General features: G+C 73.4%; 11 protein-coding genes. 6 read left to right on the top strand and 5 right to left on the bottom strand.

Annotation, left to right across the window (positions count from 1 at the left end; translation table 11 throughout):
- The first annotated feature begins 18 nt into the window (after positions 1 to 18).
- The 3 genes from SVTN_RS05205 (at position 19) to SVTN_RS05190 (ending at position 5313) form a co-directional block, all read left to right on the top strand.
- Positions 19 to 1668, top strand: coding sequence for a phospholipase A2 (locus SVTN_RS05205; protein ID WP_245727446.1), 1650 nt, complete (start codon positions 19 to 21; stop codon positions 1666 to 1668).
- 273 nt (positions 1669 to 1941) lie between these two features.
- Positions 1942 to 4740, top strand: coding sequence for a S8 family peptidase (locus SVTN_RS40915; RefSeq protein WP_052498985.1), 2799 nt, complete (start codon positions 1942 to 1944; stop codon positions 4738 to 4740).
- A gap of 126 nt (positions 4741 to 4866) precedes the next feature.
- Positions 4867 to 5313, top strand: coding sequence for a DUF2000 domain-containing protein (locus tag SVTN_RS05190; protein ID WP_041127987.1), 447 nt, complete (start codon positions 4867 to 4869; stop codon positions 5311 to 5313).
- A gap of 6 nt (positions 5314 to 5319) precedes the next feature.
- On the opposite strand, the gene SVTN_RS05185 is transcribed toward SVTN_RS05190, so the two are convergent.
- The gene (locus tag SVTN_RS05185) at positions 5320 to 6774 is read right to left on the bottom strand and encodes an aminotransferase-like domain-containing protein (protein WP_041127986.1); all 1455 of its coding nucleotides are present in this window, start codon (positions 6772 to 6774) and stop codon (positions 5320 to 5322) included.
- 164 nt (positions 6775 to 6938) lie between these two features.
- Here SVTN_RS05185 and SVTN_RS05180 point away from each other — a divergent pair, with 164 nt between their 5' ends.
- From SVTN_RS05180 to SVTN_RS05170, 3 genes are all read left to right on the top strand, one after another.
- A complete protein-coding gene (locus tag SVTN_RS05180) occupies positions 6939 to 8213 on the top strand; it encodes a Tm-1-like ATP-binding domain-containing protein (protein WP_041127985.1) in 1275 nt (424 codons plus the stop codon).
- Entirely contained in the window at positions 8210 to 9043 is an 834-nt protein-coding gene (locus SVTN_RS05175; protein WP_245727445.1) for a phosphoenolpyruvate hydrolase family protein, read from the top strand. Before SVTN_RS05180 ends, SVTN_RS05175 begins: the two co-directional genes overlap by 4 nt.
- 204 nt (positions 9044 to 9247) lie before the next feature.
- Positions 9248 to 11308, top strand: a complete 2061-nt coding sequence (locus SVTN_RS05170) for a SpoIIE family protein phosphatase (RefSeq protein WP_041127984.1) — start codon at positions 9248 to 9250, stop codon at positions 11306 to 11308.
- Positions 11309 to 11314: 6 nt separating this feature from the next.
- Here SVTN_RS05170 and SVTN_RS05165 read toward each other — a convergent pair whose 3' ends face one another.
- The 4 genes from SVTN_RS05165 to SVTN_RS05150 form a co-directional block, all read right to left on the bottom strand.
- Positions 11315 to 11932 carry a DinB family protein gene (locus SVTN_RS05165; RefSeq protein ID WP_041127983.1) on the bottom strand — a complete coding sequence of 206 codons (618 nt, stop codon included), beginning with the start codon at positions 11930 to 11932 and terminating at the stop codon, positions 11315 to 11317.
- 152 nt (positions 11933 to 12084) lie between these two features.
- Positions 12085 to 14049 (bottom strand): ABC transporter permease, encoded by a 1965-nt coding sequence (locus SVTN_RS05160; RefSeq protein ID WP_041127982.1) that lies wholly within the window; start codon positions 14047 to 14049, stop codon positions 12085 to 12087.
- A gap of 145 nt (positions 14050 to 14194) precedes the next feature.
- Positions 14195 to 14590: a TOBE domain-containing protein gene (locus tag SVTN_RS05155; protein ID WP_041133609.1), complete on the bottom strand. Its 396-nt coding sequence runs from the start codon at positions 14588 to 14590 to the stop codon at positions 14195 to 14197.
- A 126-nt stretch (positions 14591 to 14716) separates the two neighbouring features.
- Complete coding sequence (locus tag SVTN_RS05150) at positions 14717 to 15196, bottom strand: Lrp/AsnC family transcriptional regulator (protein WP_041127981.1); 480 nt, start codon at positions 15194 to 15196, stop codon at positions 14717 to 14719.
- Positions 15197 to 15398 lie beyond the last annotated feature (202 nt).

Here is a 15398-nt window from a genome sequence, read left to right as displayed (position 1 = left end):
ACACCGAGGGGTCAACTCGTGCGCAAAATCGCACTTCCGGCCATCACCGCGCTTTCACTCGCGCTACTGATGCCGCAGCAGTCCATGGCGCTGACGACCGCCGCGCAGGCGAGCGCCACCACGGCGGAGGTCCCGGACCAGCCGCTGGCGGAGGGCACGCTGTCCACGATCGGTCCCGGTCTGTACTCGACCGCGGACAAGACCTTCCAGGTCGACGAGAACGACGTGGACGCCGCCCTCATAGGCCGACGCCACACCGTCGCCGAGCAGCTCGACGGCAGCCTCGCCAAGCCCGAGTCCGCGCCCGCCACCCGCCCCGAGATGGGCGTCTTCGGCCCCAACTGGGAGGCCGAGTTCGTCGGCGGCCAGCTCAACCGGAAGCTGGAGCAGCAGGGCGACAAGATCGTCGTGACCGACCTCGGTGTCGACGAGAAGATCACGTACGCGCTCAAGTCGAGCATCGACTACCCCGACGGCGGCGGCGTCAAGAAGTACGCGACCGCCGACGGGTCCGAGGTGACGGCTACCTCCAAGTGGAACGACGCCACCGGCACCCTGGTGACGACCATGGTCGAGGTGCTCGGCGTGGACCTCTCCACCGTCGCGGCGGGCGACGACACCTTCACCGACGCCGCCGGAAACCCCATCCCGGCCGCGGACCTCAAGCCCACCTACAAGTGGCAGCAGGCCGCCACCGGCACCGACAGGTGGCGGGTCACCAGCGTCGGCAACAACACCTACGCCACCACGGTCCAGTACGACGCCAAGGGCCGGGTGTTCAAGGTCTCGACCCCCGCCGCCGGCGAGAAGCTCGCGACGTCCACCTCGGTCACCTACGCGGACACGACCACGGCCGCCGGCACCTCCTTCGGCGACTACACGGGCCGCGTCAAGCAGATCAGCGTCACCGAGGGCGCCACCACGCAGACCCTCGCCCGATACGCCTACGACTCCTCCGGTCTGCTGCGCACGGTGACCAACCCGAGCGAGGCCGCCGAGCCGGCGGCCACCTATGCCTACGACGGCGTCAACCGCCTCATCGACATCAACTCGCCGAGCAGCGGCAGCTGGGACCTGAGCTTCGCGGGCAACTCCGCAGCCCCGACCGCCACCGTCGACGGCGAGGCCGTCCCGACCCCCGGCGTGCCGGTCGAGGGTGACGCTCCGGACGACACCACCGGCGTCACCGACCCGCCGCCCGCCGCGGACTTCCCCGGCGGCGAGATCACCGACCCGACGTCGTACCCGTCGAAGTGCAGCTGGGCGCGGCACTGGCTGTACTACTGGAAGACCGGCTGCACGTCCAAGGTGGCGCACTACGGCTGGCACTCGCCCAAGTGGAAGAAGACCCCGACCGGTTACTGGGTGCGCGGCATCAACCACGACCACTGCACCACGGCGCCCGACAAGCCGCTCGGCTACAACTTCATCCCCGCCTGCGACATGCACGACTACGGCTACGGCCTGATCGGCAACACGTACAAGGGCTACAAGTACTACCTGTCGCGCAACAAGGGCCTTGCCGTGGACGCCGTCTTCTACAGCACGCTCTACTGGAAGACCTGCTCCGCCTACTTCTGGAAGAGCACCTGCCGCTCCCTCGCCAACACGTACTACGCCGCGGTGACGGTCTTCGGCCGGGCCAAGAACGGCGCGAACGCGACCTGATCCCGGGCGACTTGATCCCGGGCGGTCCGTTCCCGGGTGATCCGATCCCAGGCGATCCGATACCGGGCGGGGACCTCTGATGTCCCCCGGCCCGACCTCCTGACGGATCAGGCCCCCTCGCGCATCAAGCCTTCGGGCGGAAACGGGCCGGGCGGCGCGACATCGCCGCCCGGCCCCTTCGCACCCGATCCCTTCACTCCCCCCCATCTCCACGGACCCGGCCGCGCCCGCCCATCCACGGGCCGTACCGGGCCCCCTGCTCCCCGAGGCGCCATGAAGAAAACGATCTGGGCCACGGTCGTCGCCGCCGCGATGACCACGACCCTGGGTGCGATACCGGCCCAGGCCGCCGCACCGACGAGCACCACCGGCGCGGTCACGGCCGCGGTCACGGGCGAGGCCGTCGACCCGCCGCTGTACGACAAGACCGCCGACGGCTCCACCGTCCGCGTCAACGTGCTCACCCAGAGCCGTACGGACCTTCCCGAAGCGGCCACCGCCGGTGAGACGAAGCAGAGCTTCGACGCCCTGCCGGTGGTCACCCTCAAGGTCGACAAGGCGGGCCTTGACCGGCTCGCCGCCCAGCCGGGCGTGGTCAGTGTCACCGAGGACAAGCCCGAGCAGGCGACCCTGGACGAGAGCGTCCCGCTCATCGGCGGCGACGAGGCTGCCAAGGCGGGCAAGACCGGTGCGGGCAGCGCCGTCGCCGTGCTGGACAGCGGTGTCGACACCCACCATCCGTTCCTGGGCGGCCGGGTCAAGGCCGAGGCCTGCTTCTCGCCGATCGATCCCGATCTGGGCGCCACCAGCCTCTGCCCCAACGGCGCCGCGGAGCAGGTGGGTCCCGGCTCCGCCGACGTCGCGTCCGGACCGTGCGCGACCCTGAACGCCTGTGACCACGGAACCCATGTGGCCGGCATCGCCGCGGGCAAGGGTACGGGCGCCGTCGGATCCCCGAAGACCGGAGTCGCCCCCGGCGCCGACATCGTCGCCATCCAGGTGTTCTCCCAGTTCAACACCGCCGATGCCTGCGGCGGCGAAGTGCCGTGCATCGGCAGTTTCCCCAGCGCCCAACTGGCGGCTCTGGAAGAGGTGCTGAGGCTCAAGCAGACCGGTACGCCGATCGTCGCGGCCAACCTCAGCCTCGGCGGCGGCCACTACACCACCGCCTGCGAGAGCGACCCGCGCAAGGTGGCGATCGACAACCTGCTCGGCGCCGGTGTCGCCACCGTGGTCGCGGCCGGCAACAACGGCTACACCGACGCGGTCAGCGTCCCCGGCTGCATCTCCTCCGCCGTCACGGTCGGCTCCACCACCGATGACGACGAGCTGTCCTCCTTCACCAACCGGGGCCCGCTGCTCGACGTGTTCGCCCCCGGCACGAGCATCGTCTCCTCGGTGCCCGGCGGCAACTACGCCTCCAAGAACGGTACTTCGATGGCGACGCCGCACGTGGCGGGCGCCCTCGCCGTGCTCAGGCAGGCCTACCCCACCAAGAGCATCGCGGACCTCGTGGCCCTGCTGAAGAGCAGTGGCCGCCCCATCATCTACACGGGTGCCACCACTCCCCGCATCGACATCGGCGCGGCGCTCGGCGGAGGCGGCAGCACTCCCCGGCCCGTCGGCATGACCGACTTCAACGGTGACGGTGCCGAGGACATCGCGATCTCCGACACCCAGGCCACCGTCGGCACGGACGTCAAGGCCGGTCTGATCCGCATCGTGTACGGCGGCGGCAAGGGCACCGCGGAGATCAGCCAGGACCTGGACTGGGTGCCGGGCGGCTCCGAGGCGGACGACTACTTCGGCGAGACCCTCGCCGCCATCGACTGGAACAAGGACGGTTTCACCGACCTGGTGGTCGGCACCCCGAGCGAGGACATCGGCACCGTCGCCAACGCCGGCATGGTCGACATCCTCTACGGCGCCGCCGGCGGCCTGGGGGCGGGCACCACCAAGGCCACGCACTTCGAGCAGGGCGCGGGCACCGGGGCGATCGCCGCCTCGACCGCCGAGGCGAACGACCGGATGGGGCAGTCGCTCGCGGCCGCGGTCAACGACGCCGGCCGGCCGTACCTGCTGATCGGCACGCCCGGCGAGGCCATCAGCACGCTCACCAACGCGGGCACCGCCTTCTACGTCTACGACACCACGAGCCTGACGATCCACCAGGACAAGCCCGGCGTCCCCGGTGACCCCGAGAAGGACGACAACTTCGGCTGGTCCCTGGCCGCCGACCAGAACTACATCGCCATCGGCTCCCCCAACGAGGCCATCGGCACCAAGACGAAGGCGGGCAGTGTCGTCATCTTCGACGCCAACGCGTTCGACGCCGAGGGCCGGCCGCTTCCCCTGGCCGGGCTCGACCAGGACAGCGCGGCCATCTCCGGTGACGCCGAGGCGGGCGACCAGTTCGGCTACGCGGTGGCCATCGCCCCGTACCGGCCCCTGGGATCCTCCGCCCCCGCCGACTCGATCCTCGCCATCGGTTCGCCCGGCGAAGGCGTGGTCGTGGGCACCGAGAACCGGCTGAACGCGGGCCGTGTGGTGCAGATCCGGATCAAGCCCGACGGCACCTGGAGCTATCTGCGCGAGCTCAAGCAGGGCACCGCGGACGACGAGGTCTCCGGCACCTCCGAGACCGGTGACCGCATGGGCGAGACGCTGACCGCCGTCAACACCGCCCCGAACGCGGTGAGCACCATAGCCTCCATGCGCCTCGCGGTCGGTACGCCCGGTGAGGACATCGGCACCGCTGCCGACGCGGGCGCGGTCCACACGTTCTCCATGGCCGGCTCGGCCGGGCTGAACGACCGCTGGATCGAGGCGGGCGACGGCGACGGGATCCCCGGCACGCCCGGCGCCAACCAGAAGCTCGGCAAGAGCATCCACTTCACCGCGACCCGTCTGTACGTGGGGATGCCGTTCGGGCCCAACGCCGCCGGTGCGCTGTACGCGCTGCCGATGTCCAACGTGACCCAGGGCGGCACGGTCGCTCCCGTGACCACGTACAAGCCCGGCTCGGGCGGCCTGCCGGCCAACGGTGTGGCCTTCGGATACGCCGCTCGATAGGCGCTTCTCGACAGGCGCTTCGGGACAACCGTGAACGCCGGGTGGGCCGACACATCGGCCCACCCGGCGTTCATCATGCAAGGAACGTACAAGACCGTACGACGGGGCCGGCGGCAGTCTCGGAGCATGACGACGAACGACAACACGCCCGACGACACCCCCGTACGCTTCGACACCAAGATCGCCGTGCTGCTGCGCGAGGACCTGGAGACCTGGCAGCGGCTGAACGTGACGGCGTTCCTGGTCAGCGGCCTCGGTACGGAGCTCCCGGAGGTGATCGGCGAGCGGTACGCCGACGCCGACGGCACCCCGTACCTGCCGATGTTCCGGCAGCCCGTCCTGGTCTTCGAGGGGACCAAGGAGACGCTGACCGCCGCGCACGGCCGCGCCCTCTCCCGCGGACTGCCCCGGGCGGTGTTCACGTCCGACCTCTTCACCACCGGCAACGACCGGGACAACCGCGCCGCCGTACGGGCCGTGGGCGCGGGACAGCTCGACCTGGTGGGGATCGCCGTGTACGGGCCGCGCAACGCGGTCGACAAGGTCCTCAAGGGGGCCGGGATGCACCCCTGAGCACCCTCATCCGGCCGCGCGTTCCGCGCACTCCAGGAGGGTGGGGAGCGCGGCGGCCAGGGCCTCCGTCCCGTGTGCGTACGGCAGTCTGAGCCGGTCCCGGAAGCCGTCCACCGGCGAGAACGCCGCCCCCGGGACGACCGACACCCCCTGCCGCCGCGCCAGTTGGGCGAGGGCCTCCGTGTCGGCGCCCGGGATCCGCACCCACAGCGCGGGGCCGCCCGCCGGACGGGTCCACTCCCAGTGCGGGGCCGCCCCGCGCACCAACGCCTCGGCCGCGTCCCGCTGCCCCCGCAGCTCGGCCCTGCGCCGGGCGCGGGCCTCGGGCAGCCGGTCGAGCAGCCGGACGGCGACCAACTGGTCCACGACCGAGCAGGCCAGGTCCACCGAGGTCTTGATCTTCGCGAGCCGGGCCACCACCTGCGGCGACGACCGCACCCAGCCCACCCGCAGCCCGCCCCAGAACAGCTTCGACAGCGTGCCGACGGTCACCGTCGAGGCCATCGGGAGATCGGCCACGAGCGGAACCGGTGCGTCGGCCTCCTCGTTCTCCCCGTCGCCCAGGGCGAGTTCGGCACAGGCCGTGTCCTCGACCGTGAACAGCTCCTGGTCCGCGAGGACCCGCTGCCACTCCCGGCGCGCCGCGCCGCCGAGCGTGCGCCCCGTCGGGTTGTGGACCGTCGGCTGGAGGTACACGAGCCGGGGCCGCCCGTGGGCGTGCGCGCACAGCCGCCGCAGTTCCGCCGAACCGGTCCCGCCCGCGCCACCGTCCGGCTCGTCCCCGCCGACCGGGACGAGCCGGGCGCCCCGCGCCCGCAGCGCCTCCAGGGCTCCCCGGTAGGTGGGGTTCTCCACGACCACCGTGTCGCCCGGCTCGACCAGGGCCTGCACCACCAGCCACACCGCCTGCTGCGAACCCGAGGTCACCAGGATCTGCCCCGCCTCCGTCGCCACCCCCGCCGCCCGGTAGTACGCGGCGATGCCCTCCCGCAACGCGGGGATCCCGTACGGGTGGTAGCCGTCGTCCCCGAGCAGGGCGCCCAGGTCGCCGTGGGTCAGCGCCCCCACGGCCTCGCCGACCGCGCCGAGCCCGGGCAGCGCCCCGCTCGACAGGTCCGCGGTGCCGGAGCCCCCCGACCGCGCGTTGAAGCTGACGAGCCGGCCCTCGGCGACGTACCGGTCGAGCGCACCCGAGCCGCGCAGCCGGGAGCCGCTGCCCCGCACGCTCTCCAGCCACCCCTCGCCCTCCAGGAGCCCGTACGCGGCCGTCACCGTCGACCGGCTCACGCCGAGCACCAGGGCCAGTTCGCGCTGCGAGGGCAGCACGCTGCCGCCGGGCACGTCCCCGCGCTCGGCCAGCTCCCGCAGCGCGTCCGCCAGCCGCCGTGGCAGCGGTCCCGCCCCCTCCGACGACCAGCCGGTGAGGAGCCGTGACAGACGGGTCGAAGCAATCCTGGCCATGGCGCCCATCTTGCTGCACGACCCCTTTCGGGGATCTTCACGACGCAGGCCAATCCGGCCCGACTGGTCGTTGTCGCCGCAGGTCACCCGTCGGAGGATCGACACCGGCGGGACCGGGCCACGGGACCGGGACGCGGCTACGGGACCGGGAGAAGGGTGAGGGCATGGCGACCGTCGTGCTGGTCGGCACACTGGACACCAAGGGGGAGGAGTACGCCTGGCTGCGCGAGCGGCTCAGGGAGTACGGCAGCGACGTCCTCCTCGTCGACACCGGCATCATGCCGCCGCCCGCCCAGGGACCCGTGCCCGACGTGCCCGCCGACGTCGTCGCGCGGGCCGCGGGACACGACCTGGCGCGGCTCCGGGCCGCCGGGGACCGTGGGGCGGCCGTCACCGCGATGGCGCAGGGCCTCAGCCGGATCGTCGTCGACCTCTACCGCAAGGGAAGGCTGCACGCCGTGCTCGCCGCCGCCGGCAGCGGCGGCTCCGCGATCGCCGCCCAGGCCATGCGGGCCCTGCCCATCGGCGTCCCGAAGGTCCTCGTCAGCACCATGGCCGGCGGTGACGTCTCCCCGTACGTCGACAGCAGCGACCTCACCCTGATGTACAGCGTCGTCGACATCTCCGGGCTCAACTCCGTGTCCTGCCAGGTCCTCGGCAACGCCGCAGCGGCCGCCGCCGGCATGGCCCGCCGCCACGAGCGCAACCACGACGAGCCCGCAGGCCGGGGACGGCCGGTCGTCGCGGCCACCATGTTCGGCGTGACCACCCCGGCCGTCGACACGGCCCGCGCCCGGCTCGCCGAACTCGGCTACGAGGTCCTCGTCTTCCACGCCACCGGCGCCGGCGGCCGGGCCGTCGAGAAGCTCGCCAGGGACGGCATGCTCGACGGCGTCCTCGACCTCACCACCACCGAACTCGCCGACGACCTCGTCGGCGGCGTGCTCGGCGCGGGCCCGTCCCGGCTCACCGCCGCCGGGGCCGTCGGCATCCCGCAGGTCGTCGCCCCCGGAGCGCTCGACATGGTCAACTTCGGGCCGGCCGCGACCGTCCCCGAGCGGTTCGCCGAACGCCGGCTGCTCATCCACAACGCGACCGTCACCCTGATGCGCACCACCGCGGGCGAGATGGCCGAACTCGGCACCGGGATCGGCCGCAAGCTCCGCACCGCGCGCGGCCCCGCCGAGGTCTTCTGGCCGCTGCGCGGCGTCTCCGCCGTGGACGTGGCCGGCGGGCCCTTCGAGGACCCGGAGGCGGACCGCGCCGGGCTCGACGCGCTGCGCGCCGCCGTCCGGGGCGGCGAGGTCCGGGTCCACGAACTCGACGCCCACGTCAACGACCCCTCCTTCGCGGTCGCCATGGCCGACCGCCTCCACCGGCTGATCACCGAGAACGCCCGCGCCGCCACCCGCCGAGACACCGAGGAGCGACCATCGTGACCACCATCAGCCGTCAGGACGTGCTCGACCGGCTCCGCGCCCAGGTCGCCGCGGGCCGCCCGATCGTCGGCGCGGGCGCGGGAACCGGCCTCTCCGCCAAGTGCGCCGAGGCCGGCGGGGTCGACCTGCTGATCATCTACAACTCCGGCCGCTACCGGATGGCCGGCCGCGGCTCGCTCGCCGGTCTCCTGCCGTACGGGGACGCCAACGCGATCGTCCAGGACATGGCCCGCGAGGTGCTGCCCGTGGTCCGCGACACCCCCGTCCTCGCCGGCGTCTGCGGCACCGACCCGTTCCGCCGCATGGACCTCTTCCTCGACGAGCTCAAGGCCATGGGCTTCGCCGGAGTGCAGAACTTCCCCACGGTCGGCCTGTACGACGGCACCTTCCGGGTCAACCTGGAGGAGACCGGCATGGGGTACGGCCTGGAGGTCGACATGGTCCGCGCCGCCCACGAACGCGACCTGCTCACCGCCCCGTACGTCTTCGACCCCGAGCAGGCCGCCGACATGGCCGCGGCCGGCGCCGACGTCCTGGTGCCCCACGTCGGGCTCACCACCAAGGGGGCCATCGGCGCGGGCACGGCCATGACGCTCGACCGGGCCGCCGCCGCGGTCCAGGAGATGCACGACGCGGCCAAGCGGGTGAACCCCGACGTCCTCGTCCTCTGCCACGGCGGACCCATCGCCGAGCCCGAGGACGCGCGGTACGTCCTGGAGCACACCACCGGCGTCGTCGGCTTCTTCGGAGCCTCGTCGATCGAACGCCTCCCCACGGAGCGGGCCATCACCGAACAGACCCGCGCCTTCAAGGCCCTCGCCACCGGCTGAGGCCGTCGTCGGGGCGGCGGCCCGCCCGGTGAGCGGCTGCTCATGCGCTCTGCCCCTGCCCCTGCCCGTCCCCGCCGGCACGGGCAGGGGCAGGGCGCCGTCCCGATCGGCCGCACTGCGCAGCGCCCGCCGTGAGCTCCTCGGATAGGGTGATTCGGTAGGGATTGCGCCCTCTGGGGCCGGGCCGATGCGTAGGTCGATGCGTTGGAGACTCATCAGTCGTCGAGCAGGGTTCCGCAGCCGCCCCGGGCGGCCGTCGGGGACGCGGGCGTGCTCCGCGAGCTGCTGCCGATCGCCCTCTGGCGGGAGGACGCCGAGGGCCGCATCGTCGAATGGTCGCTCGCCGCGCAGGACCTCCTCGGCCACCGGCCCGAGCACGTCCTCGGGCGGCTCGCGACCCCGCTCCTCGTCCCCGACGCGAACCGTGAGCTCGCCGAGGGGCTCACCGGCCGCGTCCAGGCGGGCGAGACCATCATGGGCACGCTGCCCGTCCGCCACCGTGACGGCCACACGGTCGCCATGGAGATGTGGATCGTCCCGGCCACCGACCCGCAGGGACGCCCGGGGGCGATGCTCATCGCGGTGGAGACCTCCGAGGTCCTGCGGATGCGGGAGAACCTGGCGGCGATGGAGAGCCTCTTCACCCAGTCGCCCATAGGACTCGCCCTGCTCGGCCCCGACCTGCGCTTCCTGCGCGTCAACGACGCCCTCGCCCGGATGAACGGCGTCTCGGCCGCCCGGCACGTGGGCCACCGGCTCACCGAGGTCGTGCCCGACGTCAACGCCGCCGGGCTCGAATCGCTCATGCGCGAGGCCCTGGAGAGCGGTACGGCCGTGGTGGACGCCCGCCGGGTCGGCCGTACCCCCGCCGACCCCGACCGGGACCACATCTGGTCCTGCTCGTACGCCCCGCTCGTCGACCGCACCGAACCACGGCCGCTCGGGCTCATCGCCTCCCTCGTCGACATCACCGAGAGCCAGGAGGCACACATCGAGGTCGAGCGGGCCCGTCACCGCTTCGCGCTGCTCGCCGAGGCCGGCGCCCGGATCGGCACCACCCTGGACCTGAAGCAGACGGCGGAGGAGACCGTGCGCTTCCTCGTGCCCCAGCTCGCCGACTCGGCCGACGTACAGATGCTGGAGTCCGTCCTCGAACCCGACGACCCGGCCGCCTCCACCCGGGGAGTGCTGCGGCGGCTCGCCGCCCAGTTCCCCGACCCGACCGCGCCCACGGCGCTCCTCACCCCGGGCCAGACCTTCCAGATCCCCCTCGACTCCGTGTACGAGCAGGTGGTCGTCCACGGACGGCCGACGAACCTCTACACCTCCGACCTCCCGCGGCTCTTCACCGATCCGCGCACCGAGGCGCTCCGCACCTATCTCGCCACCCGTCTCGGCTCGGCGCGGCTCGTCCCCCTGGTGGCCAGGGGCCAGGTGCTCGGGGCGGTCACGGTGACCCGGCTGCGGACCCGCGAGCCCTTCGACGCGCAGGACTGCGTCCTCATCGACGAGGTCGTCGCCCGCGCCGCCCTCAACATCGACAACGCCCGGCTCTACACCACCCAGCGGGAGGCCGCCCTCACCCTGCAGCGCAGCCTCACCAACAACGCGCTCCCCGCCGTCACCGGCCTCGAGCTCACCGGCCGCTACCTCCCCGCGAGCTCCCACGACGTCGGCGGCGACTGGTTCGACGTCATCGCGCTGCCCGGCGGCCGGACGGGACTCGTCATCGGCGACGTCATGGGCCACGGCATCCACGCGGCGGCCGTCATGGGCCAACTGCGCACCGCCGTACGGACCCTGGCCCGCCACGACATCGCACCGGCGCGGATGCTCCGCTCCCTGGACGCCGTCGTGGCCGACCTCGGCGAGGACGAGATGGCGACCTGCGTCTACGCGGTCCACGACCCGGCCACCGGCGGCTGGACCATCGCCCGCGCCGGCCATCTGCCGCCCGCCGTCGCCACCCCGGACGGCACCATCACCTTCCTCGACGGACCGCCCGGCACACCGCTGGGCACCGGAGCCCACGACTTCGGCACGGAGGAGGTCGCCCTGCCCGGGGGCGGACTCCTCGTCCTCTACACGGACGGTCTCATCGAGGCCCGCGACCGGGACCTCGACCAGGGCATGCGGCAGCTCGCCGAGGCGCTGCAGCCCCTCGACCGGCCCCTGGACACGCTGTGCGACGAGGTCCTCGGGCGGCTCCTCGCGGGATCCGCCCAGGACGACGTGGCGATGCTCCTCGCCCGCACCATCCGCTGAACCGCGCTACGCGCGGAGCCGGTGGAGGTCGCGGAGCAGGGCGATCTCCGCCCCGTGGTGCAGGAGCTCCTGGTTCACCCACCAGACGATCTCCAGGAAGGGGTTCTCCGCGTCGCTGCCGTGCGGGTAGGTGCAGTGGCCGACCGTGTCGAGCGCCTTGTCGTCGACGGACAGCAGCGCCTCGCGCCAGGCGTCGGCGGCGGTGTCGAAGGCGGCCAGGGCGGTGGCGACGTCCCCGGCGACCCGGTAGTCGTCGCGGGTCAGGCTGCGGCTGCCGTTGGTGTGGTCGGCGCGCAGCGCGAGCATCTCGGAGAGGTGGCTCAGCCGCCAGGCGATCGTCGTGAACGGCGGCGGCACGGGGTGCGGCGTGGGCGCCGTGTCCCGGCCCCACTCCCCGGCGCCGACCAGGAGGGTCGCGCGCGCCCCCGGGCCGTCGGCGTGCCGCCGGACGGACCAGCAGCCGGGCCCCGGCTCCCAGAGGTACTCCGCGTCGGTCATCGGACCGACCTCGACGTCCGTGCCGTTGCCGCTGTCCATCACCGGTCCCGCCATCCGGTCGGCGAGCCGCTGTCGGGCGAAGTCGAACTGGTCGAGGAGGGGGACGAGCCGCTCGGGCAGGGGCATGGGACGCTCCGGATCACGCGGGGGCAGGGCCGTCGTACCCTGCCACAGGACCGGGCCGGGCGCCCGTGAATTTCCTTCCCGGGCCGGGCAGTTGCCGACGCCGGGCAGTCGCCGACAGGAACGGCATCACGGGGGCGGCGTCACCGGGGCCGTCACAGCGGTACGACGGTCACCTCGGTCGCCTTGACGCCCGTCCAGACCGGCACCCCGTCGGCGAGGCCCAGTTCGGCGGCGGCCTGCGGGGTGATCTCGGCGACGAGCGAGGGCGCGGAGTCCGAGGTGACGAGGACGCGCAGCCGGCTGCCGCTCGCGGTGATCTCCCGTACGGTGCCGGGCCAGACGTTACGGGGGCTGCCGCCGGGCCTCTCGCGGTGCACGGCCACCGCCTCGGGCGCGATGATCGCCAGGGCCGGGGTGCCGGCGGGCGGCTGCTCGGCGGTGATCAGGGTGCCGCCCCCGTCCAGCGCGAGTCCTTCGGCGGAGGCGGTGCCGGGCCAGGCGTTCCGGCCGAGCATCCGGGCCACCCAGGGGGAGCGGGGGTGCCGCGAGACCTCGGCGGGAGAGGCGTCCTGCAGGGTGCGCCCGTCCTCCAGGACGAGCACCCGGTCGGCGAGGGAGACGGCCTCGACGGGGTCGTGGGTGACGATGAGGCAGACGCCGCCGAAGCCGGCGAGGTGACGGCGCAGGGTGTGCCGGACATGGGCGCGGGTGGTCTGGTCGAGGGCCGCGAGCGGCTCGTCGAGCAGCAGCAGCCGGGGGCGGGCGGCGAGCGCGCGGGCCAGGGCGACGCGCTGGGCCTGGCCGCCGGACAGCTCGGCCGGACGGCGGTGCGCGAGGTGGCCGACGGCGAGCCGGTCGAGCCAGGCCCGCGCCTCGCGCCGGGCCTCGGCGCGCGGCACCCCGCGCGCCCGGAGGCCGTACGCGGTGTTGGCGAGCGCCGACAGATGGGGGAAGAGGGCGCCGTCCTGCGGGACCCAGGCGACCTGGCGCCGGTGCGGGGGCAGCTCCGTGACGTCGGTGTCGCCGAGCCGGAGCGAGGCGTGGGCGCGGGGGGTGAGGCCGAGGAGGGCCCGGAGCAGGGTGGTCTTGCCGGCGCCGTTGGGGCCGACGACGGCGATGGTGGTGCCCGGCTCGGCGTCGAGGGCGAGGCGGGTGAAGCCGGTGACCTCGGCGTGCAGCGCCCACTTCCCGCCCTCCGGTTCCTCCGCTCCGGGGAGGTCCGTGACCGCCGCGGCCTGCGCCTCGGCCGTGGGAACGGCGGGGTCGTCGGCCGGCGCCCCGGACACGGCTCGGGGGCGGCCCGGGGACGGGGTGCCCGTCCAGCGGCCCCGCAGGGCGACCAGGACCGCCATCGCGATGGCGAGCAGCAGCAGCGACACGGAGGTCGCCGCCTCCGGCTGCTCCTGGAGCAGCAGATAGACCTGGAGCGGCAGGGTCTGGGTGGTGCCGGGCAGGTTCCCGGCGAAGGTGATCGTGGCCCCGAACTCGCCCAGCGCCCGCGCCCAGGTGAGCGCGGCCCCGGCGAGCAGCCCCGGGGCGACCATCGGCAGCGTGACGGTGAAGAACACCCGCACCGGCGAGGCGCCCAGGGAGGCCGCCGTCTCCTCGTACCGGGGGCGCAGCCCGGCCAGCGCCCCCTCCAGGCTGATGACCAGGAACGGCATGGCCACGAACGTCGCGGCGACCACCGCGCCCGAGGTGTGGAAGGGCAGGGTGAGACCGAAGGCGCTCTCCAGCCAGGGGCCGACGACGCCGCGCCGCCCGAACGCGAGCAGCAGGGCCACGCCGCCGACCGTCGGCGGCAGCACCATGGGCAGCAGGACCAGCGACCGGACGATCGCCTTGCCGCGGAACGGCACCCGGGCGAGCAGCCAGGCGAGCGGCACGCCGAGCAGCAGCGACAGGCCGAGCGCCCAGAAGGAGACGAGCAGGGACAGCCTGAGGGCCTCGACGGTGCCGGGACTCGTCAGGTGCGCGCCGAACGAACCCCACTCGGTGCGGACCAGGACCCCGACGAGCGGGAGCAGCAGGAACGCGACGGCGAGCAGCGCGGGCACGGCGAGGACGAGCGGGGTGCGCGGTCCGCGCCCGGCGGTCCGGCCGTGAAGGCGTTTCATCGTGGGTTCCAGGGGTGTGCTGAGGAGGAGTGTTCTGAGAAAGCGCGGTGGGGGCTGTCCGTCCCCCCGGACACGGACAGCCCCCACCGCCACTCCGGGCCACGGCCTCCGGAAGTCCGCTTCCGGGGTTCGTGTCCCGGAGGGATCAGGTCCGGTCGATGTGCACGCTGGTCGACTTCACCCGGGCGACGGCCTGCATGCCGACCTCCAGGCCCAGTTCCTCCACCGCCTCGCGGGTGAGCAGCGAGACGAGCCGGTGCGGCCCGGCCTGGATCTCGACCTGGGCGGCGACGTCGCCGAGCTTGACGGCGGTCACGATCCCGGGGAACGCGTTGCGGGCCGAGGTGTACGACTCCTCCTCGTCCCCGGAGGCGCCCTGCCCGACCTCGATGGAGAAGGCGGCCAGATCGCGGCCGTCGATGAGGCGCCGGCCGTTCTCGTCGCGGTGGGTCGCGACCCGGCCCGCGTCGGCCCAGCGGCGTGCCGTGTCGGGGCTGACGCCGAGCAGGCGTGCCGCCTGACCGATGGTGTAGGACTGCATGTCGGCCACGTTAGGCCGTACGAGATCTCATCTGCAAGCGATCAAGGGATGTCTCATGGCATCTGCCAGCCCACTTGGACGAACCACCAGGAGGGGCGGCGTCGGCAAGGCTCGTGATCAATACACCTAGGGCGTCCCCGAGCGGCGGCCGACCGCCTCGACCAGCGGCAGCAGCCGGTGCGCGACCCGCTCGCGCAGCGCGATCTCGGTCCGGGTGCGGACCACGCCGGGCAGCTGGATCAGCCGCTGGATGACGTCCTCCAGGTGCCCGGCGTCGCGGGCCACCACCCGGGTCAGGAGGTCGCCGCCGCCGGTGATGGAGAAGGCCTCCACGATCTCCGGCACGCGCGCGAGCGCGTCCCCGACCTCGTCCAGATGCCCCTGGGTCACCTCGACGTGCACGAAGGCGAGCACCGGGTGCCCGAGGGCGGCGGGGGAGAGGACCGGCCCGGTCGCCGTGATCACCCCGTCGCGCTCCATCCGGTCGATCCTCGCCTGCACGGTGCCCCGCGCCACCCCCAGGATCCGCGCGTACTCGCGCACGCTGGTCCTCGGCTGCTCGATCAGCAGCCGCAGGATCCGCGTGTCGAGCTCGTCCACCGCCATGCTCCGTCGGCCTCCTTCGCCCCGGCTCGTCCGGTTTCCGACTGTACCCATGCCCCACGCGGGCGCCGTGCCGTACGTCTCCGGTGCGGATCGGCGCGGCCCGGCGGTGGCGGCCGGAAGTGGAGGGATCCGAGGCGTTGACAGCGCCGCCGACGCCTCTCGATACTGACTGACGGTTCAGTTAACGACCCTGTTGCCACAC

Source organism: Streptomyces vietnamensis (genome assembly GCF_000830005.1).
In the GTDB taxonomy this organism is placed as follows: Bacteria; Actinomycetota; Actinomycetes; order Streptomycetales; family Streptomycetaceae; genus Streptomyces; species Streptomyces vietnamensis.
Note: the sequence above shows the minus strand (reverse complement) of the source record. Positions and strands in the feature narration are given on the sequence as shown.